A 22,552-nucleotide genomic window follows, 5' to 3' on the forward strand; every position below is an offset into this window, starting at 1 on the left:
GCGATCACCCCGCTTCTTTAGTGGGAGCAACCGCAACCGGTTCGCGGTTACCGATACGCACCAGCACGGGCACCAAAGCAAAGCCGAGCACTACGGCGAGGGTCCCGGCCAGAATCGCCATAGGCCCACCGCTGATGGCGCCATATACGTTTTGCTGGGCCGCCATCGCCACCACAATCGGGATATACACCGCCGCCCAGAAGCTCACGCCTTGCTCTGACTTGCCGGTAAACAGGCCGCGTTTGCTCAGGTAGCTGCCCAGGCCGATCAACAGCAGCATGGCAATACCCACCCCGCCGACGTTGGCCGGGATACCCAACAGCTTGCCCAGCAGCTCACCCACAAACAGCCCTGCCAACGTGCAGAACGCCAAAAAAGCCACACCGTAAATAATCATGGTTGTTGTCCTCAAAGTGCTCGTTCGAAATTGTTGTTTTTGTGCTTCGAAAGCCTTGGGTACTGCGTTATCGGTGGCGGCGCTCCTCCTCTTGCAGCAGGGCCTGCAAGGTGTCCAGGCGAGCGCCTTCGCAGGCGATCACCGTGCCTTGTTCGAAAACACGGCGTGACAGACCGGTGAGCACCGCGCCCGGAGGCAGTTCGATTTGCAGGCGCACACCGCGCTCGTAGGCGCTTTGCACAGTGCCGCGCCAATCGACGACGCGGCACATATTGAAGGCCAGGTCGTCACGCAGTTGTTCGGGGTTGTGGATAGGTCGCGCGCGGGTGCTGCTCAGGTAAGTGATGCGCGGCGCCTTGAGTGGAACGAAAGCTTGGAACAGTGCCTGGGCGGGTTGCTCCAGCAACGGGCAGTGAGACGGCACGCTGACGGCCAGGCGCTTGGCGACGCCGTTGCCTTTGATGCGCTCGGCAACCCGCTTCATCGCCTCGTTGCTGCCGGCGATGACGGTCTGGTTGTCGGCATTGATATTGGCCAGGTACACCGGCGTTTGCGGGCTGTGGATATCCGCCAGCAAGGCCTCGACGCTGGAAAGATCAGGGCCGATCAGCGCCGTCATGCCATAGCCCTGTGGATAAGCCTGCTGCATCAGTTCGCCACGCAGGCTGACCAGTTTTATCGCATCAGCGAAGTCCAGGGCCCCAGCCATCACCGCGGCTGGGTAGGCGCCGATGGACAGGCCCGCCACATAATCCGGCGTGCACTCTAATCGCCGGGCATGGGCCACGCCGGCGATCAACAGGCACAGTTGCACAGCCCGCGTCGATTCAAGCGCCTGCGCCGAGTCGAGCCGACGAACGTCTTCACCCAGGGCATCACTGGCCTCTTGCAGAATGTCGGCCGGCAACGCCTGGAGCATGCCGCGGCGTTGGGCGCCCTGCCCCGGAAACACCAGAAGGCTGCTCATGCCACGGCCTGCCAAGGGTCGAGCACAAGGTGCGCACCGCTGACGGTCTTGAGCAGGACACGGCGCGAGGGGCCGGCCCATTCGCGCAAGGCGACGGCACCGAAAGGGGTTTGCAGTTGCAGGTCGACGGCACAGGGCGCGGTGTCCAGGATCGCCAACAGCGCTCGCGCCTCGCTACGATCCAGGGGCTTGGGCGTGCACAGAATCAAATCCAGGTCACTTTGGGCATGCAGCGCTTCAATGCCACTGGCCAATTCAAACCCGGCACTGCCGCTGACGCCCCAATCTTGCTGCGCCAGCACCGGCCGCAGTTGATCGAGGGCCCGCAGCGCCGGTAAATCCCGTGGTGAGAGCACCTCTCGCAAGGCTTGCGGCGCCACCCGCCGTTGCACCGCCGCCACGGGCATCTGGGCGGCAAAACGCTGCTCACGCAAACGCCCACGCACCCCGACCGCCACATGGCCCGGCTCGGCGATGGCGCGCCGCACCACTACCGGATGCCCGGCACGGATTGCGTCCCGTACCCAGGCCGGGGCATCCGCAGGCAGATGCGCCGGGGTCATGCCCCAAAGCAAATCGTGGGCGTTCACCATTGCTTCCGCAGCAGCTGGCGTACATGGCTGGAAGCAGCTCGATGGGGCGCGCCAAGTCGTCCGTTCAAGTCAGTGCTGGTGATGTCCTTGATCGCCTGCACCAGGCAATCGCTGACCCGCGCCACGTCATCCGCCGTAGGCTGTTCGATACGCGTGACGGACAGCGTCTCCCAGAGCAAACCCAGGCTGGCATAGCTGTTGATGTCATAGGCCATCGGCGGCACGCTGGCGGCCAGGGCTTCCAATTCTTCGACGCTGCGCAAGGTCACCCGTGCCGCCGAGGCCTTGCCCATGGCATGCACCATCACGCCAGGGTCGCGCAGGGCAATCAGGCGATTGGCCTGGTAGCCGTGGGCGAGAAACGCGCCCGACATGGCCTTGCCCACCAGCAGGGCGATCACCGGGTGGCCGGCGAGCCGAGCGCGAGCGTAGCTGTCAGCGGCGGCGGCCAAGGCCTGATGAATACCAAGGGCTTCTTCGCGACGACCATAGGCTTGGCTGGGTACGTCGACGATAGCGATGATGGGGCGCTTGTCACCCCGGGCGATGGCTTCGTCCACCGCCTTGGCCAAGCCCCAGCCTTCCAGTAGGCCGACTTCGCCATTGCGGGCGCGGGGGAAGCGGTTGTGCGGATCGGGAACCACGGCGATATAGCGCACCGCCTGCTCACCCAACACACCATCCGCCACTTTCAATGAGCCCGGCAAACCTTCGACCGGCGTTGCGTTGGCGCTCAACGCATTGAACCACTGCAAGCCTCTCATGGGCGTTCTCCCTGATACAGCGCGCGAACAGTCGCCGGCTCGATTTGCGCGCTCGCGTCCAGTTCGGCCAGGCGCGCCAGGTAAAAATCAGCGCGCCGGCTGCGCGGTTGTGTGGGCACGCCCTGCTGCAACAGTGCGCTGACGGTCTGCTGGATCTGCGCCACATCGTCCGTCACATAACGGTCGGCCAAGCCACTGTTGAAACGCTGCTCGCCACCGGTAAGGCTCCAGATAAACGGGCGGTCGCGGGAGTCGTACTCCTCCAGGCCAGCCTCCTGCTCGATCACTTGCGGGCCATTCAAGCCCAGACGTGCTTCGCGAGTCACCACCAGGTAGCTGCACAAGCCAGCCGCGATGGACATGCCCCCAAAGCAACCGACACTGCCGGCCACCACGCCGATCACCGGCTGGTACTGGCGCAGGTCGACAATCGCCGCGTGAATGTCGGCAATGGCAGCCAGGCCCAGGTTGGCTTCCTGCAAGCGCACGCCGCCTGTTTCCAGCAGTAGCACCGCGCAGGTGGGGATGCCGTTGCGGTTGTCTTCGGCCGCCAGCTCCAAGGCGCCCGCGATTTTCGCGCCGCCAACTTCACCCAGGCTGCCGCCCTGGAAATTACCTTCGATCGCGGCAATCACCACAGGCTTGGCGCCGATGCTGCCCTTGGCGATCACCACACCATCATCGGCCTGGGGCACCACGCCTTGGCGGCTGAGCCACGGCGACATGACCCGCTGGAATGGGTCGATCAACTCGCGCAAGGTGCCCGCATCCAACAGCGCCTTGGCGCGCTGCCGGGCACCGAGTTCCACAAAGCTGTGTTTAGCGAGTAAGTCAGTCATGGCCGACCTCCTCGAAACCTTGCTCCAGGCGCAAGCGCACCACGCCGGGCGTGGCACCGAAGTCGTGGATATCAATGTTCAGGGCCGGTGGCGTCTGCTCCTGGAAGATGCGCTCGAACAGGTGCTGCCAGCGTTGCTGCGCGCCATTGACCGAGGTTTGCACCTGGATGGTCAAGGTGCCGGGCGTACCCGGCTCCAGCAGCACTTCCAGGTCGCCCGAGCCGACGCAACCCACCAGCGCACGGCCTTTGGGGGGCTGCCCGGCGGGGAATTCAAAGGATAGGGTTTGCATCACAACGCTCCGTCGAGGCGGTCGATAAACAGGCAGGCGGCCAACAGGTCGGCGGCGCCGCCGGGGGAGGCATTCAAGGCCAGCAGTTGCAGGTCCAGCTCATGCAGTTGGCGGCGTCCGGCCAGGGTTGCGCTGCCACCGGCGTCGAGCACGGCCTGGGCGCCCTGTTGCATGGTGGCCAGGCCTTCGGTACCGGCGCGGTAGAGCACGCAGGTGTCTGCCAGGTCCGTCATGATCGCCAGCAACGCATCCAGCCGGGCGTTCTGCTCACCGGCGTTTGCGCGGCGGCTCTTGTGCAGTTGCGGCAGGCCGCGTTGAGTCACCGAAGGGAAGCCGAGCTGGGCTTCTTCGCGGGCACCGCGTGCGCCGTAGCGCTGCGCAACCTGGGCACCATGGCTCATGGGCTGCGGGGCGAAGCGGTCGTTGAGCAGGGCCAGCTTGGCGGCGGCCAGGGTTATGGTGCGGGGCTCCAGGGCCGCCGCAGCGGTGAGCAACCCCAGCGCCCAGATCGCACCGCGATGGGTGTTCACGCCCTGGGTGGTGGCGAGCATGGCCTGCTCGCCTTCCCGGCCAATACGACCGAGCGCTTCGCGCAGGGGCAGGCCGACTTCGCCGATGTCGAGCGCGGCCTCGGCCATTTCCTTGAACATCGGCCACAGCGACAGCGCCGAGGCGTGCATCAGCCCCAGGTGCAAATCGCTGTGGGCGCCGTTGCCGCGCCGGTCTACCAGGGCGGGTTTAGGCGACAAATCCGCTTCGTCGATCAGCGCATCCACGGCCCTATCCGCCAGGCGATCGGCCAGGCTCAGTTCATGCTGTTTGAGCGCGCGCATTTACCAGCTCCTGAATTTGGCGGGCGGGTTGTAGAGGCCACCAGACCAGTCCACCAGGTCGGCCACGCTCTTGGCGGCCAACAACTCGCGGGTGGCGTCGGTGCGGCGAATACCCAAGTCTTCGGGCAAGGCAATCAAGCCTTCGCGGCGCATGCGCGCAGTGTCCTTGGGGTTGTGGCGCAGGCCGATGGCGGTTACCCCGGCGACGGCGGCGATCATTGCCTGACGTTCTTCCAGGGAGCGCGCCTTGTACAGGTAGGCGATGCCTTCTTCGGTAAGCAAGTGGGTGACGTCGTCGCCGTAGATCATGATCGGCGCCAGGGGCATGCCGCTTTTGCGGGCCACTTCCACCGCGTCGAGGGTGTCGACAAAGGTCGGTTTACCGCCTTCCTGGAAGGTCTCGACCATCTGTACCACCAGCTTTTTGCCGCGCTCAAGCAAGGCTTCGGGGGCATCGTCGTGGCGCATATCCAACCAGGCCGGCGTGCCATGACGGCGGCCGCGTGGGTCGTGGCCCATGTTCGGCGCACCACCGAAACCGGCGAGGCGGCCACGGGTCACGGTGCTGGAATGCCCGTCGCCATCCACTTGCAGGGTGGCGCCGATAAACAGGTCCACGGCGTATTGGCCGGCGAGCTGGCAGAACATGCGGTTGGAGCGCATCGAGCCATCGCGGCCGGTGAAGAACACATCCGGGCGCGCGGCAATATAGTTTTCCATGCCCAGTTCGGTGCCGAAGCAATGCACGCTTTCTACCCAACCGCTTTCAATCGCCGGGATCAATGTGGGGTGCGGGTTGAGGGTCCAGTTGCGGCAGATCTTGCCTTTGAGGCCCAGGGATTCGCCGTAGGTGGGCAGGATCAATTCGATGGCAGCAGTGTTGAAGCCGATGCCATGGTTGAGCGACTGCACATTGTGTTTTTCGTAGATGCCACGGATCGCCATCATCGCCATCAACACATGCACCGGCTTGATATGGCGCGGGTCGCGGGTGAACAGCGGCTCGATGTAGAACGGTTTGTCAGCCACCACCACGAAATCCACCCAGCTTGCGGGGATGTCCACGCGGGGCAAGTCGGTGACGTCATCCACCAGCTGGTTGACCTGCACGATGACGATGCCATCGCTGAAGGCTGCGGGTTCGATCAGCGCCGGGGTGTCTTCGGTGCTGGCGCCGGTGTAGATATTGCCGGCGCGGTCGGCCATGAACCCGGCTGAGAGCACCACGTTGGGAATCAGGTCTACCACCAGCCGGGCATAGAGTTCGATGTAGGTGTGGATCGCACCGATTTCCAGCAGGCCGTCTTCCAGCAACTGGCTGATGCGCAGGGATTGAGTGCCGGCGAAAGAGAAATCGAGCTTGCGGGCGATACCCTTCTCGAACAGGTCCAGGTGCTCGGAACGGCCGACGCTGGGCATGATCATGTGCAAATCGTGGAGCTTGGCCGGGTCGGCCTTGGCCAGGGAGCGCGAGAGGAAATCGGCCTGCTTCTGGTTGTTGCCCTCCAGCACCACGCGGTCGCCGGGGAGGATCAAGGCTTCGAGGGCCTCGACGATCTTGTCACTGGGCAACACCGCCCCGTCTGCATACTGTTTGACCAGCCCGAGCCGCCGCTGCTTCTCGTCGCGCCGCCGCGTCCAGCGCGAGTCGGGGGTGATGGTTGTTGTCATGGTCGCTCCACGGGGTTTGCTGTCGTGGGGCTTACCTTAGGAGTGAAACCAGGGGCCATCAATCAAGCTCAACGATAGAACGTTACGGCTGGAGTAACGGAGACGTACAAAAACAGGACTTGGTGACCAGCAGACACAACTCCAAACGGCAATGCTGAAATGAAATGAGTCCAGACGAGAAAAATTCTCAAATCTGCTTAGACAACATAACTGTATATATGTACAGTTAATTTCGCTTTATCGGTGCACGCTTTCGTTAGGATAACGGGGCGCGTTCGAACCAAAGCGCATTCATGATGAATAACAACGCGTGTACCTCACTGTCTTAGAAAGGACATGCGCTAAACCCAAAAGTTTAAAGGATTAAACTTATGTCATATCTCCCTGGACACATCGATCTTCCCGCTGCTTACATTTACGCTAATGAACCCCCACCCAGTCAGGTCGGTATTAGCTTGGGCAACGTAGCCATCGGCCATGAAACAGTCGATCGTCTCATGACTGAAGCAGCCGATAGCGGTACATGGCCCAGCATGGACAGCTACGAAGATGCCGGCGTGGACTATCAGCGCGTGCTGCCACTTCAAATCAAAGAAGTGAAATTCGACTTTCAACTTAGCTACGAAGCTGACGCGCGCGACATCCCAAATAATATGAATTCCGAGATCGATAAAACGATCAGAGAAACGGGTCCCGTTATCGACTCTCCCCCGGCTGAATCGATCGAACAGAAAGCAAATGCCATCGAGAATGTCGCCTTCCGCCGTTCACAGCTACGCAAATATTATGAGAAAAAGCTTGACGATCTTCCGGCAAAAAACTACCTCTCGCGCACCATTGACACTATTATGGGCGAAGTCGATGCTTCAGTAAGAACGGGCAATGACTCCTTAGAAAACATCATGGGCCATGAACTTGAAGGCATTAAGTCAAGCTATGAAATCGATATTCAAAACAAGATCTTTGATTATCTAAGGGACCAGCTCGACACTTACTCTAACGAAATGAACAAACTTGACCCTGCCGCACTCAAAGATTCACTGGGGTTCATCAGCGATACCAACAAGGAAATCGCAAACCGCTACGGTGCCGCCATGGGCGAGGTTGCCCAAGATCTAAAGAACAATGTTTCCGGGAAAAACATCAATAGCTATCCCCAAGCGCTAGTCGCCTTTGAAAAAATTCAGAACAACCCGAACTTCAAGCTCAACCAAAAAGATGCGGCAGCAGTCGACACCGCTCTGAAGGCACTTGACAACCAAGCTTTTTCCGACAATTTGAAAAGGCTTAGCCGAGGATTTGGGGTGATTGGGTTGACTCTCCAAGCCTCTAAAATTTCCACCGCCGCATCGACCGGTTTTAATACCGGTGACTGGAAACCCTTGATGCTCGAAGTCGAAAGTATTGCAGTAGGCACTGCGGTGTCTTCAGGGTTCGGCGCGTTGGCAGCAACGGGGCTGGCAGCGATCAGTCTTCCTGCTGTAGCTACGGGTGTAGGCTTTGTATTCATTGCAGTCATCATGGCTGCAATATCCGCTTATATCGACCCAAAGACCGTAGACAAAATCAACCACCTGGTTTATACCGGTTAACGAAATAGTCATGGTGCTTAGTGATTTCTCACTAAGCACCACACATTGTTCATCGCTCGACAGATCGTCGCTACAAGGCCAACTGTGAATACATCACTACCACGACACTCTTCGATAAAACTCCCACTGCTAACAATATTCTTAAGCATTTTCCCGATCTTCGTGCTGGCTGCAGTGTTACCCGCTCAACCCAACACACCCATTTCGTTAGCATTCAATAATTTTCTCGATAATAATCTGTTGGGTGTAGTGGGCGCATGGTCATCACATTTTCCCTTGCCAGCCAAAGCGATAGCTAATTACATCAGCATCTTCGGGCCTATTTTCGGAACCCTTGTACTGCTCAACACAATAAAAAATTCGACACTGGCTAAAATCAACCTGAAAGACATAACCTGGCCAAAGTACATTTTTATGTGTATGGGCCTTACCTTGGTAAATGCTTTATTTATTTATCAGAACTATTTTAGCCATATAGACTTTGCGGCACACGACCACAAACTCAGAATGGTAGGCAGCCATTTATTTTTACTGCCTATATTCACCTCCGCACTCCTACTGGCATTGTACGGACTCATATTGTTCAACTATCTAATTTTCTTCATAATTTCACGCGCCTTACTTCAACACAGCGCCACTGAAAAACCACATTGAATGTGCAGGCATTCCCCCCTACTAAACCATACAGCGTCTTAGTGGCTGCTGGAGCGAAAACTATTAATATCGAGCTCTGGTTGGGAATGCAGCGTGGGGGAATCATGGGGGCGCCAGGTCCATTGGGGGGGAACGATCAAGGTTCAAGCGGCTGGGGAGGGGTGGATTGGGCGTAGGTTTGACCATGATTTACAGCTCCGATATGTGATGGACGCTGCCCCCTTCCGCTTGCACGCAGATAAGGTGGCAGCCGTGCGCAGGTATGCAAGACCGGGCATATCGGCTCCCGACATCCTGCAGGAAAAATCTGAGGGCTACCCCATCACAACACCATCATCACCCTGACCTTCCCCAGGCCCTCCAGCGCATAACTGTGGTACTCATACACTTCTCCCTGAATAACCAGATGCAGGACACCACCCTCATTATTGACTTGAACATCCGGCTCTTTTGTTTTGAGAAAAGCAGGTGCCGACACTAATGCGCTGAGTATTTCCTGATCACTTCCCAAATCCTTATGCACGTAGTACCTGTAGGAAAACCCCACCGTCGCGCCACCTTGGGCATCTCGCGCACCATAGATCGACATACCGTTGCCCAGGGAATGCTTCAACACCACTTCATCCAGGTCCGGTGTTCCGGGCGACAGGACCCAACTGCCGCCGATATAGAGCAGGCAGATCACAAGCAGGCAATTACGCAGAACAGGTATGAGGCGCTTAGTGGCCTTGCGAAATGGCATATTCAATACCTCTCCTTATCCAATATTGGTCCCGTGGGTCATCACCAAAAGGCTCACCGCCCCACCATGATCCAAAATCCGGACGAGTCGTTCTGGCGACGGTTTGAGCCACACCGGCGGCTCGCAGCAGCACATTTTCGGGAATGCCCAGCACCGTGCCCGTGGCACCGTAATTGAAGTTACCAAAAGCTTCGTACTGACGCCCCTGCTTCGTGTAATTCCAAGGGCCGGCCGCACGTACCTGGGAGTAAAACCAGGAATAGGCGAATGCCGAGCCGGGCTTGAGATGAATGCGTTTGGATTGGGATATCGCCATGTTTTCAAGAATTGAAACACCGGGCGGCATTAACGGTACGGCCATTTGCGAGTCCTTGCTGGCAGTGAGGAGTGCAGAAACTAGCCACTCCACTGCGGCCTGAAAACCCGCCTATTCCAAATTCGGAACTCGCCTACAGTAACTCCATCCTATTCCGACATATCACCCAGTAATGGTTGTCGATGCAAAGTGCCTATGATTTATGGCAGGCCGAGCATCGGGAGCAGCCAGTGATAGAGCGGTTTGTGCGGATTGATTGACCTGGACATGGGTCGGTGGTGTTGGTTAGATAGCGGTCCCAAAGAGGGAACGATCAGTCCCTTTTGGCGACCTTAGCCAGCAAACCTTCCACGTTACTCATCAGCGTTGCTGCCCTCTCCATCAATTGACCTAAAAGCGCTTCGTCTTCGTCCATATAACCTTCATATTCGGCCAGGTTGCGACGCTCATGACACAACGCCAATAACCTCACTTCCATCTTGCTCGCCTCGGTGGTGTGAACCAGGCATTGAAAGACCAGATAGCGCTTGTCAGAGCGATAACCTTTTAAACGTAAAGCCGTGAGGGCGATAGCATGGGCAGCGTTGTAAGCCAGGTCGAAACGACTGGCGAATGATAGTTGTGGATTACCAGCATCCTTTAAACGGTCCCTGGCTGAACGCATCAGCCCATCACACTCCTTGCGATCCGGCGGCTCAGCCTTCAAGCCGCCACTACGTTGCAGATTCTCCAGGTTTGCCTTGCTGTCCATCCGTGGATTCCAGGGGGTTGCCCCCAATTAGATTGATCTTGTCCTGCTGCACAACCCGCTGCACGAAACTGTTCCCGGCATTCCATTTACCGATCCAGTCTTCAGGGGTGTAAAGCGTCGGGTTGATAGGGCGGCCCAGTTGCTCTTCCAGCGGCATGAGTTGCTCCATGACTTCACTGTAGTTGAGGCCTAGACCGATCAGCATCAGATCTATGTCACTGGATGAGTGCGCCTCACCCTTGGCGATGGAACCGTAGATAAACGCCCAGGTTATTTGCTCGGCAAACGGTGCCAGAGCATTGCGCAATGGGTCATCCAGGCTCAGCGTCTTGCGCACGATAGCCAACAGTTCCGAGTAGATCGGGCACTGAGGGTTGGCTTGGTAGTGGGTCTGGTTACCTTGGCGCGTCATGTTCAAGATGCCCGCCAACTGCAAACGCTCCAGCTCTCGGGTGAGGCTGCCCTTACCCACCTGGGCCCACCGGGCTATTTCATTGGTGAAAAAGCTTTGGTCGGGCTTGCCGAAAAGCAGGCCCAGCACTTTTTGCTGGGTGGCCGTGAAGAGCGCAGTACTGAGTGGCAAGGTGTGCATGGCAATGGCCAATGAGTCCCAAAAAGGGAACGATAGGTCCCTTTTTGGGAACGATCAAGTTTTAAGCCGCTGGGGAGGGGGTTATCTGTTCCAGTGCTCGATCCACCAATAGCTGGCCTAGCTCTGCCATTTGCTGGATCCCCAGCATGATGGCGCGTTGGGAGGTGTCCAGGTCGAAGGCCAGGTTGCAGGTGAGTGCCTTGAGGGAGGACAGGGTTTCGCTGGCGTTGACCAGCAGGGTTTCGGTGTCTTGGTGGGGGTTTACGGTGAAGAGGGGCGGATTGGGCGTAGGTTTGACCATGATTTACAGCTCCGATATGTGATGGAGGCTGCCCTCTCTCCGCTTGCACGCGAATGAAGGTGGCAGCTGTACGCAGGTGTGCAAGACCGGGCATATCGGACCCCGGCAGACTCGAAGAATCTCCCACGCACAGCCGCCATAACGAGTACAGCAGGCATAAAAAACGCCCGTTGAATGGCTATGGGCGTTGGTGCGCCGACATGTAACCGGACTTGCACGTCCGTGTCACCGTTTTTTGCGATGACGGGACGAAGACTAGGCGTGCGGACCTCTCACCACAAGTTCACGCACGGCCCAAAATCTTGCAGGAAAAATCCGAAGCCCCCACCCGCCCCAATCATTCCGATAGGCAGCAAAGAATGCTCCGACAGGCTTTTCAGGTTGTTGCTCGGAACTCGCCTCTCTAGCCTTTTCCATCCGAATCGTGCCACGGGCAGACATCATGAATCCGACCGTTAAACCCGATGCAAGGCCATTGCAGAGCGTGATGCATCACATCACAATCGTGCCATGATCGTTAGCTGGAAACATAAGGGACTCAGGGCCTTCTATGAGACCGGTTCAACCAAGGGCATCAACGCAAATCATGCAAAGCGCTTGCGCCGCGTTCTGCTTATTCTGGACAAAGCCGAGCACCCAGATGCACTGGACCTGCCCGGCTGGCGCTTCCATCGTTTGAAGGGCGACCTGCTCGACTACTGGTCCGTCAGCATAAGTGGTAACTGGCGCATCATTTTTCGGATGTTCGACGATCAGGTCGAACTGGTCGACTATCTTGACTACCACTGAGTAGAGGCATTGATATGGGTATGCACAACCCACCTCACCCAGGTGAAATTTTACTTGAGGACGTTATCCCAGCCTTGGGCATCACCATTACCGAGATGGCGCGACGCCTTGGTTTCGCCCGTGAGACTTTTTCAAGGATCCTGCATGGCCACGCCCCGGTCAGCCCGGATCTTGCCGTTCGGTTGGAACGGGCCGGCGTGAGTACTGCCCAGTTATGGTTGTCGATGCAAAGTGCCTACGACTTATGGCAGGCCGAGCATCGGGAGCAACCGATAATTGAGCGGTTTGCGCGGATTGATTGAGACCTGGAGATGAGCGCAGCTCAGTGTGGGAGCTTGCCTGCGATGGCGGTGGGTCAGTGTTTAATGCACTGACTGCCCCCCCTATAGCAGGCAAGCCAGCTCCCACAGTTGATCGTCATAAGGCTCAGGCTCAGGCCAGGCCGGACTCTACCAACAACGCTTCAAGCCCCATCAAATCCGGCACCTTCGCCACCTGCTCGCCCACTTGCAGCGCCGCCAGTTCCAGTGGGCACAGGGGCACGTCCACGTAGCTCAATTCGCTGTCGAGCTTGTACGAACGCGGAATGCCCTGGATCACCAGGGCAATGAATTTCAACGTGGGCCTGCCACCCAACGCATTCAACACCACGATCCTCGAGCGCTTGCCCGTCACGCTGGCTTCGCCACAGGCCGCTTCAAAGCTGATCAACGGAATTTGCCGATCGCGCCACGTGACCTGCCGCAGATACCACGGCGGCGCATCGCTGGCCGGTTCGCCGCGCTGGAAGTCGATCAGCTCGGCGACGGCGACGTTAGGCAGCACCAGGTGGCGGTCGGCAAGGGGCAGCAGCAGGCCGGTGAGTTGGCTGGTGCGGTGTTCAAGCATGGGACTTGCTCCAATAGGCGATGCTTTCCAGCAGCACCGACTCTTGGTACGGCTTGCCGAGGTAGTCGTTGACGCCAATGGCCATGGCGCGGTCGCGGTGTTTCTGGCCGGTGCGTGAGGTGATCATGATGATCGGCAAGCGCATCAGGCGTGGGTCGTTGCGTATCTGAATGGCCACTTCAAAGCCGTCCATGCGCGGCATTTCGATGTCGAGCAGCATCAGGTCCGGGGTGTGTTCCTCAAGGATGGCGAGGGCGTCGATCCCGTCCTTGGCGGTGAGCACGTTCATGCCGTTGCGCTCCAACAGGCGGCTGGTGACTTTGCGTACGGTGACCGAGTCGTCCACCACCAGCACCAGCAGCGGACGTTTTTTCAGTGGGTCATTGAGGATCAGCGGCGCATCCACTGCCTGGGCCGGCAAGGCCGGTTGCCGGGCGCGGATGTGCGCCAGCAGGTCGATGATCAACACCACATGGCCGTCGCCCAGAATGGTCGCGCCGGTCACGCCCTGCACCCCGGAGAATTGCGGCCCCAGGCCCTTGACCACAATCTCGCGGGTACCGGCCATGGCATCCACGTGCACCGCCACGCGGCGTTCATTGCAGTGCACCAGCAGCACCGGCACCGGCTGGTACTGGCCTAGCAGTTTAGGGCGGCTGGCGGTATGCAGCAGGTCACCGAGGTAGAACAACTCGTAGCGCTGGCCAGCGTATTCATAGTGCGGTGGGTCTTGCTGGTAGTGCCCCGCCAATTCGTGGGGCAGCACGCGCACCAAGCCTTCGATGCTGTTGAGAGGGACCGCGTATTGGTCGTCCGCGCAGTGCACCATCAGCGCACGATTGACCGACACGGTAAACGGCAGGCGAATGCGAAAATGCACGCCCATGCCTGGCGTCGAGTCGATCACCATAGAGCCGCCGAGCTGGCGCACTTCTTCATGCACCACGTCCATGCCCACGCCGCGCCCGGAAATCTGGGTGATTTTTTCGGCAGTGGAAAAACCCGGCTGCAGGATGAACTGCAACACGTCACGGTCGCTGATCTCTTGATGGGGCGCGAGCAGGCCGCGCTTGATCGCCTTGCGTCGCACCGCTTCGAGGGGCACACCCGCACCGTCGTCACGCATGTCGAAGACGATGTCGCCGCCTTCGTGGGTCAGGTCCAAGGTGATGCGGCCCTTCTGCGGTTTACCCGCAGCCAGCCGCACTTCGCGGGACTCCAGGCCGTGGTCGATGGCGTTGCGCAGCATATGCTCCAAGGGGGCCGCCATGCGTTCCAGCACATTGCGGTCCATCTCGCCTTCGGCATTGCCGACGATAAACTCCACGTCCTTGCCCAACTCGCCCGCCACTTGCCGCACGATGCGCTTGAGGCGTGGCAACATGCGCTCGAAAGGCACCATGCGCGTGCGCATCAGGCCTTCCTGCAATTGGGTGTTGATGCGTGCCTGTTGCTGCAGCAGGTTGTGGGCATCCTGGTTGCGGCGCTCAAGGGTGTCCTTGAGGTCGAGCAGGTCGGAGGCGGATTCGGACAGCGCACGGGCCAACTGTTGCAGCTGCGAATGGCGGTCCATTTCCAGCGGGTCGAATTCTTCGTAGCCCAGGCGTTCGGCCTCGGCCTGCTGGCGGCTCAAGAGGCGGCCCTGGGTTTCGCTGTCGAGCCGGCGCAGTTGGTCGCGCATGCGCTCGATGGTGGTTTCCATCTCACTCAAGGCAATGCGCGCATCCTTGACTTGCTGCTCGATACGCCCACGGAAGATCGAGGTTTCGCCGGCCAGGTTGACCAGGTCATCGAGCAAGTCGGCGGAAATTTTCACCATGTCGGCAGCCGGATCGGCGACCGCTTCGGCCTTGCCCGCCGGTAGCGCCACCGGTGTGACCGGTTCATCACTGGGGTGCACCAGGCTCTTGATGCGCTCGATGAGTTTATCCACCGAACCCACCGGCAACCCCCCGGCCACGGCGTCGATCATCTGCGCCAGGCGATCATGGCAACCTTGCAGCAGTGCGAACAACTCAGGGGTCGGCGCGAGCAAACCGGCGGACAGCCCTTCGTAGAGAAATTCCAGCTCATGGGCCAGATCGCCGATCGGACCGATCTCGACCATGCGTGCACCACCCTTGAGGGTGTGCAGGTCACGCAGCAGGGTTTCCACCTCCTGGCGATTGCCCGGCTCGTCCTGCCAGCGCAAAAGCGCGCTGCCTGAGCTGTCGAGGATATCGGCGGCTTCTTCGAGGAATATATCCAGCAATTCCGGGTCGGCACCCGAGGTTGACGCCACCGCAACCGGAGCTGCCGGGCTGCTGGACTGGCGCAATTCCCTTAGCCTTTCGACCAGCTCGGCGCCGTCACTCAAGGGTTGCTGCTGTTGCAATTCCTCCAACTGTTGGGCCAAGCGTTCGTGGCTGGCCATCAGTGCCTGGGACAGCTCGATGGAATAGCTGTAGCGGCGGTCTACCAGCCCCTCATAAACGCATTCCAACTCATGGGCCAAATCGCCCACCGGGTCGATTTCGGCCATGCGCGCACCGCCCTTGAGGGTGTGCAGGTCCCGCTGCAACGAAGACAAGGGCGCAGCGTTGTCGGGTTCCAGCAACCAGCGCTTGAGCGACTGGCCAGCGCTGTCGAGGATGTCCACGGCTTCCTCAAGGAAAATATCGACAATCTCGTCATCCATCGCGGTGGCGTGATCCAGCTGTGCGGTGGCCGCGCCCAACTCGGCGATACTCAGGGTGCGGCTGCCGTCGCTTTTGATCAGGCCTGTGGCGGACGGGTCCAAGGCTTCGTCCAGCAACGCACGCAACGCCTGCAGCCGTGCGGGCGCGGGGCTGATTTCCTGGCCGGCGGCCAACTGGTCGAGCATGTTGATCAGCGCGTCATGGGCCTGTTCGGCCTCCTGGAAAAACCGTGCGCTGACCGCCAGGCTGCTTTCTTCCACCGCGCCATACAGGTCGAGCAAGGCTTCACACAACGCGTCGATAGGATGCAGGTCGGCAAGGTGCGCGCCCTCGCCCAGGGTGGTCAGTTCGTCCAGCAACGCGTTAAGTTCCTGACGGTCGCCGGGGTGTTGCTGCCAGCGACGCAGCAGGCTTTCGGCGTCCAACAGGATGTCCATGCCCTGGGCCAGGAAGCGGGTGATCAGATGCGGGTCACGCTTGACGCGCAGGCCGGTCGTGGGAGCGTCGAGCAAGGCGGCGAGCTGATGGTCCAGCAGGCGCTGGGTGCGGCTGATCAGGTCGGCCGCGCCGTTGATCGGCGCCAGGGGATGGGTGTCCAGGTCTCGCAGGCCGCGCTGGAACAGTCCTTGCCCTTCGAGCAACAACGCCACTTCGTCCTTGTCCAGCGGCACCCGGTGGGCCTTGTACTCACGGGTGAGGTGATCCAGCGGGCGCGCCAGTTCGGCGATGGGCAACACGCCGGCCATGTAGGCGCTGCCCTTGAGGGTGTGCAAGGCGCGTTGCAGTTCATCGCTGACCTGCAGCGGCACCTGCTCGGCGGCCTGTTGCAGGAAGTGGTCGAGGCTGTCCAGATGGCCTTGGGCTTCGTTGCGAAAAATCTCCAGCAGCATTGGGTCATGGGGCTCGGTAGCGGACGTAGCAGCGCCACTGGCCAGGGCATGGGCACGGGCGGCCAAGGCGTCGACTTCATCGCGCTGGCGCTGGTCGTCGCTGGCGAAATCGGCGATCAGCTCCGGCAGCAGGGCCACGGCCTCATCCAACACCTGCTGCACCTCAGGGCCAAGGACTACGCTGCGTTCCAGCACGCGATTGAGCAGGTTCTCCACGGCCCAGGCCAGCTCGGCCAGCACCAGGGCGCGCACCATGCGGCCGCTGCCCTTGAGGGTATGGAAGGCGCGGCGCATTTCGCCCTGGGCGGTTTTGTCCGCGCTGTCGGGCAGGTAGCGATGCAAAACGTCGAGGACTTCATCGGTTTCTTCAAGGAAGACTTCGCGCAGCTCATCGTCAATCGGTTCTTCACCGGCAGGCGGCGGCAACAGGCTACCGGGACGCTGCAAGGCCGGAGGGTTGAGACGTGATGCAGGGCTGGCCAACGCATCGAACTGGGATTGGTTTGGCGCGGCCTCGGAGGACAGTGCCCCCTCGGGCGCGACCAGGGCCTGGCGCCAGGGTTTTTCCACCGGCAGGTAGCCCAATGCATTCAAGCCCTGGGCGGCCAGCTCCAGCACTTTTTCCCCCGCCGCGTCAGGGTCTTGAAGCATGCGTTCGAGGTAGTACTCCAGGCTGCTGACCACCTCGGCGAAATGCGCCAGTTGTGCCGCCGAAGGGGCGGCCTCGTTGATCATCAATTGCTCATCGACGTAATCGGTGCAACCGCGCATCAGGCTCGCCGCACGCGGCAAGGGAATCATCGCCAGGGCACCACGCACCTGGCTCAGCAGCTCGGGCAAGGACTCCAGGCGCTGACGATCCCAATCAGCCTCAATGCAGTCGATCACCAGCTCCTTGGCTTGGCGCAGGCACTGGCACGACTCACGAATCACCAACTGATGGATCTGGGTCAGGTCGGTGGTGGGCAAGCGGCTGTCTTCACGGCTTTGCGGTTCGACGGTGCCGATCATCCCGGCCAACGTCGCTTCGACATAGAGCAACGCGCCGGCCACATCCATCAACACCGCGTCATTGGGTTCGCGCTGCCCCTGGACCAGGCTCAACACCACGGCGAGTTGGTCGATGATCACTTTGCGCGGCTGGCCGAAACCCAACACCGCGAGGGTATCGGCGATCTGCCGCAAGGGCGCCAGCAACGGCTCGAGGTCCTGGGTGTGCTGGCGATCACTGCGCACGAACAGATCCAGGCGTTCCTTGACCCGCACCAGTTCCTCACACAACGCCCCGAGTACCGAGCCCATGGCATTGCGATCCGGCCCGGCCAGCCGTGCACGTTCAGCATCGACCACGGCGCTGTCGGGCAAGGCTTCGTCCAAGCCGTAGCGCTCCTTCAGGCTCTGCATGCGCGGCGTCGGCCGGGTGACTTTGGCGACGTAGAACAACAGGCTCTTGAGCAACTCGTCCGGCGCCGGCTGGTTGATGCCATGGATGCCTTGAACCAGCAAGCGCTTGAGTTGCTTGTCGCTGGCCTTGAGCAGGCTGCGCAGCGCCGGGCTGTTGGCGACCACGCCGGTGAGCATGCCTTCGACCAGCGCCGAGGTGACCTGCCACAACGGCATCAGCGGCGCACCCTGGCACAGCGCTTCAAGGCGTGCGAACACCCGCGCCATGTCTTCCAGGTTGCTGGGGCCGTGGTCTTCACGCAGCAACCCGGCGAGGGCTTGTTGCAGCAGGTGGCTCCATTGGCGCAACTGCTCATGCAGATCCGGCGTTGCGCGTTGGGCCAGGGCTTGCTCAGGCAACGGTTCGATCGACAGCAGTTGCGGGCTGAACAGGCTGGTTTCCGATAGCAGGCTTTCACCACGGGCGCTGCGCAGGTCGTTGAGCAGCGGTAGCACCACCAGCGGCAAGTCGCGGCGGGCACTGTGCACGCGGTCGAGGTACAGCGGCAGTTGGCCGAGGGCTTGTTGCAGCAGGCGGATACTTTCATCGCGTTGGCCAACTTGCCCGGCCTGTAGCGCAAGGGCCAGTTCCTCGATCTCTTCGGCCAGCAGCGCCGCGCCGTAGAATTCGACCATTTGCAGCGCGCCATGTACCTGGTGGATACCGGCCAGGCATTCGTTTAGAGCGTCGTCGTCATGGGTTTCAACGTACGCATCCAGGGCCGACCGGGCCTGTTTCAGGGTTTCGGCAATATCGCCCTTGACCCATTCGAGGGCCACGTAGTCGTGCCGATCAACCATAACTGCTCCGCTTAGAATTCATGGGTTACTGGTGTTGCCAAGAACAATGGAGATCCACTGTGGGAGCTGGCTTGCCTGCGATAGCGGTGGGTCAGCGGCACATCTGTATCTGACAGACCGCTATCGCAGGCAAGCCAGCTCCCACAGTTGGACTGTGGTGTTCTTCAGGTCGTATTTCAATCATCGACCTGCTTGGGCGGCGGCAAGGTGAAACCTGACACCGACCTGCGCAACTGGCTAGCCATCTTCGCCAGGTTACCAATGCTTTCGGCGGTGGCGGTGGAGCCCGACGACGTCTGGGTGGTGATCTGCTGGATCACGTTCATGGTCAGGGAAATCTGCCCCGCCGATGAGGTCTGTTGCTGCGCCGCATTGGAAATACTCTGGATCAGCGCCGCCAGGGTTTTGGACACGCCTTCGATCTCTTCCAGCGCCACCCCGGCGTCCTGGGCCAGGCGTGCGCCGCGCACCACTTCTGTAGTGGTCTGCTCCATGGAAATCACCGCTTCGTTGGTGTCGGCCTGAATGGTGCGCACCAGGGTTTCGATCTGCCGGGTGGCCGCCGAGGAGCGTTCGGCCAGCCGTTGCACTTCATCGGCCACCACCGCAAAGCCACGCCCGGCGTCACCGGCCATGCTGGCCTGGATCGCGGCGTTAAGGGCGAGGATGTTGGTCTGGTCGGCGATGTCGTCGATCAGGCTGATGATGTCGCCAATTTCCTGGGACGACTCGCCCAAACGCTTGATGCGCTTGGCGGTGTCCTGGATCTGCTCGCGAATGTTGTCCATGCCGTGGATGGTGTTGTGCACCACCTCGTTGCCTTTGTTGGCGATCTCCACCGAGCGTTCAGCCACCGCCGAGGATTCGGCCGCGTTGGCCGACACCTGGTCGATGGACTGCGCCATCTGGTTGATCGCGGTAGACGCTTCGGCAATCTGCTGGGCCTGATGCTCCGACGCCTGGGCCAGGTGCATCGCGGTGGCCTGGGTGTCCTGCACCGCGCCAGCGACCTGCCCGGCAGTGAGGTTGATGGTGGCGACCAGGTCGCGCAGTTGGTCCACGGAATAGTTGATGGAGTCTGCGATGGTGCCGGTGAAGTCTTCGGTGACCGAGGCGGTGACGGTGAGGTCGCCGTCAGCCAGGTCTTCGATTTCATCCAGCAGGCGCATGATCGCGTTCTGGTTGCGCTCGTTCTTCTGCGCGGTTTCATGCAGTTGGCGGTTGGTCTCGCGCACCATGACCAGGCCGATCAGGATGATCGAGGCCAGCGCCAGCAAGCCCAGCACGTAACCGCCGATGGTGTCGAAGCTGCGCCCGCTGGCGAGGTTTTCAAAACCGGTGGCCAGATGCGAGGCTTCATCGAGCAGGGTTTGCGACAGGTTGAAAATATTGCTCGCCGAGGCGCGCACCTGGAACAACTGCGGCGAGGTCTCGAGAATCTCGTCCACGGAGCCTGAGACAAATTCGAACAGCTCGGCAATGTCCGCCAGCCGCGCCCGGGCGTCCGGGTCTTCGACCTGGGTGATACGCAGCCCCGGGTTGCCGTTGAGCATGCCATTGAGCACCACGCCAAAACGGTTGGCATCGCGACCGAAGGCATCGGCGGCCTGCACGGCGGTTTCATCCCCCGCCAGCACCGTGTTGACCGCCCCCAGGATACGTTCGGCCAGCAGCGACTGGCGTTGGGCCAAGGCCACCTGGCTGGCCGGGGCGCCGCGTTGCAGCAGGATATCCACGACCTTTTCCGACTCGATCTGCAGTTGCGGTACGGTTTCGGCCAGGGTCGCCGCCACCTGGTGCAACGACAACACGGTCTGCTCGCTGGCCAGGATGGCGTCGGTATTTTTCAGCAGCGCCTCCCAGTCGGTCTGCACCGCCCGCATTTCGGCGCGTACCGCACTGGGCGCCGCCGGCAAGCCGGTTTGCGGGTCACCTTTTTTCAGGTAGCCCCAGCGCTGGGCAAAATCGTTGCGCGCATCGCCCAGCAGCTTGAACGCCGCCGCTTTCCCGGCAGCGGCCTCGGTGGCGTTCTTGGCAATGCGCTGGGACAGCACACGCAGCTCACCGGCGTGGCCGATGTACTGCTTATCGTAGGTGGACTGGGTGTTGAGGTACGCGAAGTTGGCGAACAGCAGCATGATGAACACGATCAAGGCGATAAACAGCACGATGATCTGCGAACGACTGCGCGAAGCGGCCTGGGGTTTGGGCGTGGTAGCAGTGCTCATGCGGCAACATCCATGAAGCCAGGGGCCTGGGCCAGGGCGAAGGGACTGAAGACTTGCCACGGCGGGTCGCCGTCGAAGTGGCCCTGAATAAACGGCGCGCTCGAGGCAGCGCTCGCCACCCAGGCGTCCAATGGGAAATGCTGCATGCCTACCACCTCGTCTACCAGCAGCCCGACAAACAGGTCGTTGAACTCCACCACCAGCACCCGCCGTTGCTTGCGCGCCCTGGACAACTCAAGGCCAAGGAAACCGCCCAGGTCCATCACCGGCAGCAAGCGCCCGCGCAGGTTGGCCACGCCCTTGACCCAGGGCTTGACCCCCGGCATCAAGGTGCAACGTGGCTCATGCAACACCTCGGCGACTTCGCCCATGGGTGCCACGTAGGCGTTTGCCCCTACACGGAAAGCGATCCCGCTCCAGCGTTGCAGGCGCGTTTCCTGGGACGGCAGGTCCGCGGCCAGCAAGCGGCAGCGGCGGTCGATGTCCAGCAGCAGCTCGAAGGCTGTTTGCGACTCGGTCATGATCGCAAGCCTTAGCCGGCCAGCACCTTGTTCAGGGTGGCAATCAGGGTTTCTTCATCCACAGGCTTGGTCAGGTAGTCCTTGGCGCCCTGGCGTGCGCCCCAGATCTTGTCGGTTTCCTGGTCTTTGGTGGTGATGATGATGATCGGGATACCGTTGGTTTCCGGCTCCTTGGACAACTGGCGCGTAGCCTGGAAGCCGTTGAGGCCGGGCATCACGATGTCCATCAGCACAGCGTCGGGCTTTTCCTGGCGAGCCAGGGCCACGCCATCCGCGCCGTTTTCGGCTTTGAGCACCTGGTGGCCATGCTTTTCCAGCATGCCGGTGAGTTTGTACATTTCGGTCGGCGAATCGTCGACGATCAGAACACGTGCCATGGTTTTCCCCGCTACATTGGTCGGCGCCGGCCCTCGTGAGGCGGCGTCAGTGTGCTTGTTCTACTGCGGCGAACCCAGGCACATAGGCCTTGATCGCCCCCAGCAGTTCTTCCTTGCTGAAAGGCTTGGTCAAAAATTGATCGACACCCACGATGCGCCCCTTGGCCTTGTCGAACAGGCCGTCCTTGGAGGACAGCATGATCACCGGGATCGACTTGAACGCCGGGTTGTTCTTCACCAGGGCACAGGTCTGGTAGCCATCCAGGCGCGGCATCATGATGTCGACAAAGATAATGTGCGGGTGATGATCGACAATACGGGCCAGGGCGTCGAAACCGTCGATCGCCGTGATGACCTCGCACCCCATGTTCTTCAACAGCGTCTCGGCGGTGCGGCGGATCGTTTTCGAATCGTCGATCACCATCACCTTCAAGGCGTTGGAATGCTGTTCCATATCTGCTCTACCATCGCCACAGCGAATCGGTTTTCGGTGTGTACTGCCTGATGTTGCACAGGATGAACGCCGCAAGCCTTGGAATTCAAGGGCTGCTGCGCCGTGCCAGCCTTTTTAGCACAGTCTCCTGGCGCAATCTATCGAGGCACCCACCCAGTGGTTTTTCCTTGACCCACAAC

General features: G+C 60.4%; 22 protein-coding genes and 1 pseudogene. 4 read left to right on the top strand and 19 right to left on the bottom strand.

Annotated features, from left to right (window positions below; translation table 11 throughout):
* Positions 1 to 4: 4 nt before the first annotated feature.
* From madL to mdcA, 8 genes are all read right to left on the bottom strand, one after another.
* Positions 5 to 397, bottom strand: a complete 393-nt coding sequence (gene madL / locus BUE92_RS20390; RefSeq protein ID WP_057702139.1) for a malonate transporter subunit MadL — start codon at positions 395 to 397, stop codon at positions 5 to 7.
* 67 nt (positions 398 to 464) lie between these two features.
* Complete coding sequence (mdcH, locus tag BUE92_RS20395; protein WP_073525949.1) at positions 465 to 1,364, bottom strand: malonate decarboxylase subunit epsilon; 900 nt, start codon at positions 1,362 to 1,364, stop codon at positions 465 to 467.
* Complete coding sequence (locus BUE92_RS20400; RefSeq protein WP_073525950.1) at positions 1,361 to 1,957, bottom strand: malonate decarboxylase holo-ACP synthase; 597 nt, start codon at positions 1,955 to 1,957, stop codon at positions 1,361 to 1,363. The genes mdcH and BUE92_RS20400 overlap by 4 nt, the downstream gene beginning before the upstream one ends.
* Entirely contained in the window at positions 1,951 to 2,721 is a 771-nt protein-coding gene (mdcE, locus tag BUE92_RS20405) for a biotin-independent malonate decarboxylase subunit gamma (protein WP_073525952.1), read from the bottom strand. Before mdcE ends, BUE92_RS20400 begins: the two co-directional genes overlap by 7 nt.
* A complete protein-coding gene (locus tag BUE92_RS20410) occupies positions 2,718 to 3,560 on the bottom strand; it encodes a biotin-independent malonate decarboxylase subunit beta (RefSeq protein WP_073525953.1) in 843 nt (280 codons plus the stop codon). The genes mdcE and BUE92_RS20410 overlap by 4 nt, the downstream gene beginning before the upstream one ends.
* Positions 3,553 to 3,852 (bottom strand): malonate decarboxylase subunit delta, encoded by a 300-nt coding sequence (locus BUE92_RS20415; protein WP_003195035.1) that lies wholly within the window; start codon positions 3,850 to 3,852, stop codon positions 3,553 to 3,555. Before BUE92_RS20415 ends, BUE92_RS20410 begins: the two co-directional genes overlap by 8 nt.
* Positions 3,852 to 4,685, bottom strand: coding sequence for a triphosphoribosyl-dephospho-CoA synthase (locus BUE92_RS20420; RefSeq protein WP_073525954.1), 834 nt, complete (start codon positions 4,683 to 4,685; stop codon positions 3,852 to 3,854). The genes BUE92_RS20415 and BUE92_RS20420 overlap by 1 nt, the downstream gene beginning before the upstream one ends.
* Positions 4,686 to 6,356: a malonate decarboxylase subunit alpha gene (mdcA, locus tag BUE92_RS20425; RefSeq protein WP_072435378.1), complete on the bottom strand. Its 1,671-nt coding sequence runs from the start codon at positions 6,354 to 6,356 to the stop codon at positions 4,686 to 4,688.
* 371 nt (positions 6,357 to 6,727) lie between these two features.
* Here mdcA and BUE92_RS20430 point away from each other — a divergent pair, with 371 nt between their 5' ends.
* Positions 6,728 to 7,948: a colicin-like pore-forming protein gene (locus BUE92_RS20430; RefSeq protein ID WP_073525956.1), complete on the top strand. Its 1,221-nt coding sequence runs from the start codon at positions 6,728 to 6,730 to the stop codon at positions 7,946 to 7,948.
* 976 nt (positions 7,949 to 8,924) lie between these two features.
* Here BUE92_RS20430 and BUE92_RS20440 read toward each other — a convergent pair.
* Both BUE92_RS20440 and BUE92_RS20445 read right to left on the bottom strand, forming a co-directional pair.
* Positions 8,925 to 9,344 carry a hypothetical protein gene (locus BUE92_RS20440; protein WP_073525960.1) on the bottom strand — a complete coding sequence of 140 codons (420 nt, stop codon included), beginning with the start codon at positions 9,342 to 9,344 and terminating at the stop codon, positions 8,925 to 8,927.
* Positions 9,322 to 9,705 carry a polymorphic toxin type 44 domain-containing protein gene (locus BUE92_RS20445; RefSeq protein WP_073525962.1) on the bottom strand — a complete coding sequence of 128 codons (384 nt, stop codon included), beginning with the start codon at positions 9,703 to 9,705 and terminating at the stop codon, positions 9,322 to 9,324. The genes BUE92_RS20440 and BUE92_RS20445 overlap by 23 nt, the downstream gene beginning before the upstream one ends.
* A gap of 128 nt (positions 9,706 to 9,833) precedes the next feature.
* Between BUE92_RS20445 and BUE92_RS29035 the strand changes: the two are divergent.
* A pseudogene (locus tag BUE92_RS29035) lies at positions 9,834 to 9,920 on the top strand (HigA family addiction module antitoxin); the annotation flags it as partial.
* Between the two features lie 53 nt (positions 9,921 to 9,973).
* Here the strand turns inward: BUE92_RS29035 and BUE92_RS20450 are convergent.
* The 3 genes from BUE92_RS20450 to BUE92_RS20460 form a co-directional block, all read right to left on the bottom strand.
* The gene (locus BUE92_RS20450; RefSeq protein ID WP_073525964.1) at positions 9,974 to 10,411 is read right to left on the bottom strand and encodes a hypothetical protein; all 438 of its coding nucleotides are present in this window, start codon (positions 10,409 to 10,411) and stop codon (positions 9,974 to 9,976) included.
* Positions 10,374 to 11,003, bottom strand: coding sequence for a nucleotidyltransferase domain-containing protein (locus BUE92_RS20455; protein WP_073526463.1), 630 nt, complete (start codon positions 11,001 to 11,003; stop codon positions 10,374 to 10,376). The genes BUE92_RS20450 and BUE92_RS20455 overlap by 38 nt, the downstream gene beginning before the upstream one ends.
* Before the next feature lie 61 nt (positions 11,004 to 11,064).
* Positions 11,065 to 11,304, bottom strand: coding sequence for a DUF6124 family protein (locus BUE92_RS20460; RefSeq protein ID WP_073525965.1), 240 nt, complete (start codon positions 11,302 to 11,304; stop codon positions 11,065 to 11,067).
* 510 nt (positions 11,305 to 11,814) lie between these two features.
* Between BUE92_RS20460 and BUE92_RS20465 the strand changes: the two genes are divergently transcribed.
* Positions 11,815 to 12,093 (top strand): type II toxin-antitoxin system RelE/ParE family toxin, encoded by a 279-nt coding sequence (locus tag BUE92_RS20465; RefSeq protein ID WP_043046259.1) that lies wholly within the window; start codon positions 11,815 to 11,817, stop codon positions 12,091 to 12,093.
* A 14-nt stretch (positions 12,094 to 12,107) separates the two neighbouring features.
* The gene (locus BUE92_RS20470; protein WP_073525967.1) at positions 12,108 to 12,395 is read left to right on the top strand and encodes a HigA family addiction module antitoxin; all 288 of its coding nucleotides are present in this window, start codon (positions 12,108 to 12,110) and stop codon (positions 12,393 to 12,395) included.
* Between the two features lie 130 nt (positions 12,396 to 12,525).
* On the opposite strand, the gene BUE92_RS20475 is transcribed toward BUE92_RS20470, so the two are convergent.
* From BUE92_RS20475 to pilG, 6 genes are all read right to left on the bottom strand, one after another.
* The gene (locus tag BUE92_RS20475) at positions 12,526 to 12,981 is read right to left on the bottom strand and encodes a chemotaxis protein CheW (RefSeq protein ID WP_073525970.1); all 456 of its coding nucleotides are present in this window, start codon (positions 12,979 to 12,981) and stop codon (positions 12,526 to 12,528) included.
* Positions 12,974 to 18,793, bottom strand: a complete 5,820-nt coding sequence (locus BUE92_RS20480; RefSeq protein WP_073525972.1) for an Hpt domain-containing protein — start codon at positions 18,791 to 18,793, stop codon at positions 12,974 to 12,976. The genes BUE92_RS20475 and BUE92_RS20480 overlap by 8 nt, the downstream gene beginning before the upstream one ends.
* A gap of 176 nt (positions 18,794 to 18,969) precedes the next feature.
* The gene (locus BUE92_RS20485) at positions 18,970 to 21,021 is read right to left on the bottom strand and encodes a methyl-accepting chemotaxis protein (protein WP_014720318.1); all 2,052 of its coding nucleotides are present in this window, start codon (positions 21,019 to 21,021) and stop codon (positions 18,970 to 18,972) included.
* On the bottom strand, positions 21,018 to 21,542 hold the full coding sequence (locus tag BUE92_RS20490) for a chemotaxis protein CheW (protein WP_073525974.1): 525 nt from the start codon (positions 21,540 to 21,542) through the stop codon (positions 21,018 to 21,020). The genes BUE92_RS20485 and BUE92_RS20490 overlap by 4 nt, the downstream gene beginning before the upstream one ends.
* A gap of 11 nt (positions 21,543 to 21,553) precedes the next feature.
* Positions 21,554 to 21,919: a twitching motility response regulator PilH gene (gene pilH / locus BUE92_RS20495; protein ID WP_014720320.1), complete on the bottom strand. Its 366-nt coding sequence runs from the start codon at positions 21,917 to 21,919 to the stop codon at positions 21,554 to 21,556.
* Between the two features lie 46 nt (positions 21,920 to 21,965).
* Positions 21,966 to 22,373, bottom strand: coding sequence for a twitching motility response regulator PilG (gene pilG / locus BUE92_RS20500; protein WP_014720321.1), 408 nt, complete (start codon positions 22,371 to 22,373; stop codon positions 21,966 to 21,968).
* Between the last annotated feature and the right edge of the window lie 179 nt (positions 22,374 to 22,552).

Origin of the sequence: Pseudomonas fluorescens, assembly GCF_001902145.1 — a bacterium.
Lineage (GTDB): Bacteria > Pseudomonadota > Gammaproteobacteria > Pseudomonadales > Pseudomonadaceae > Aquipseudomonas > Aquipseudomonas fluorescens_BV.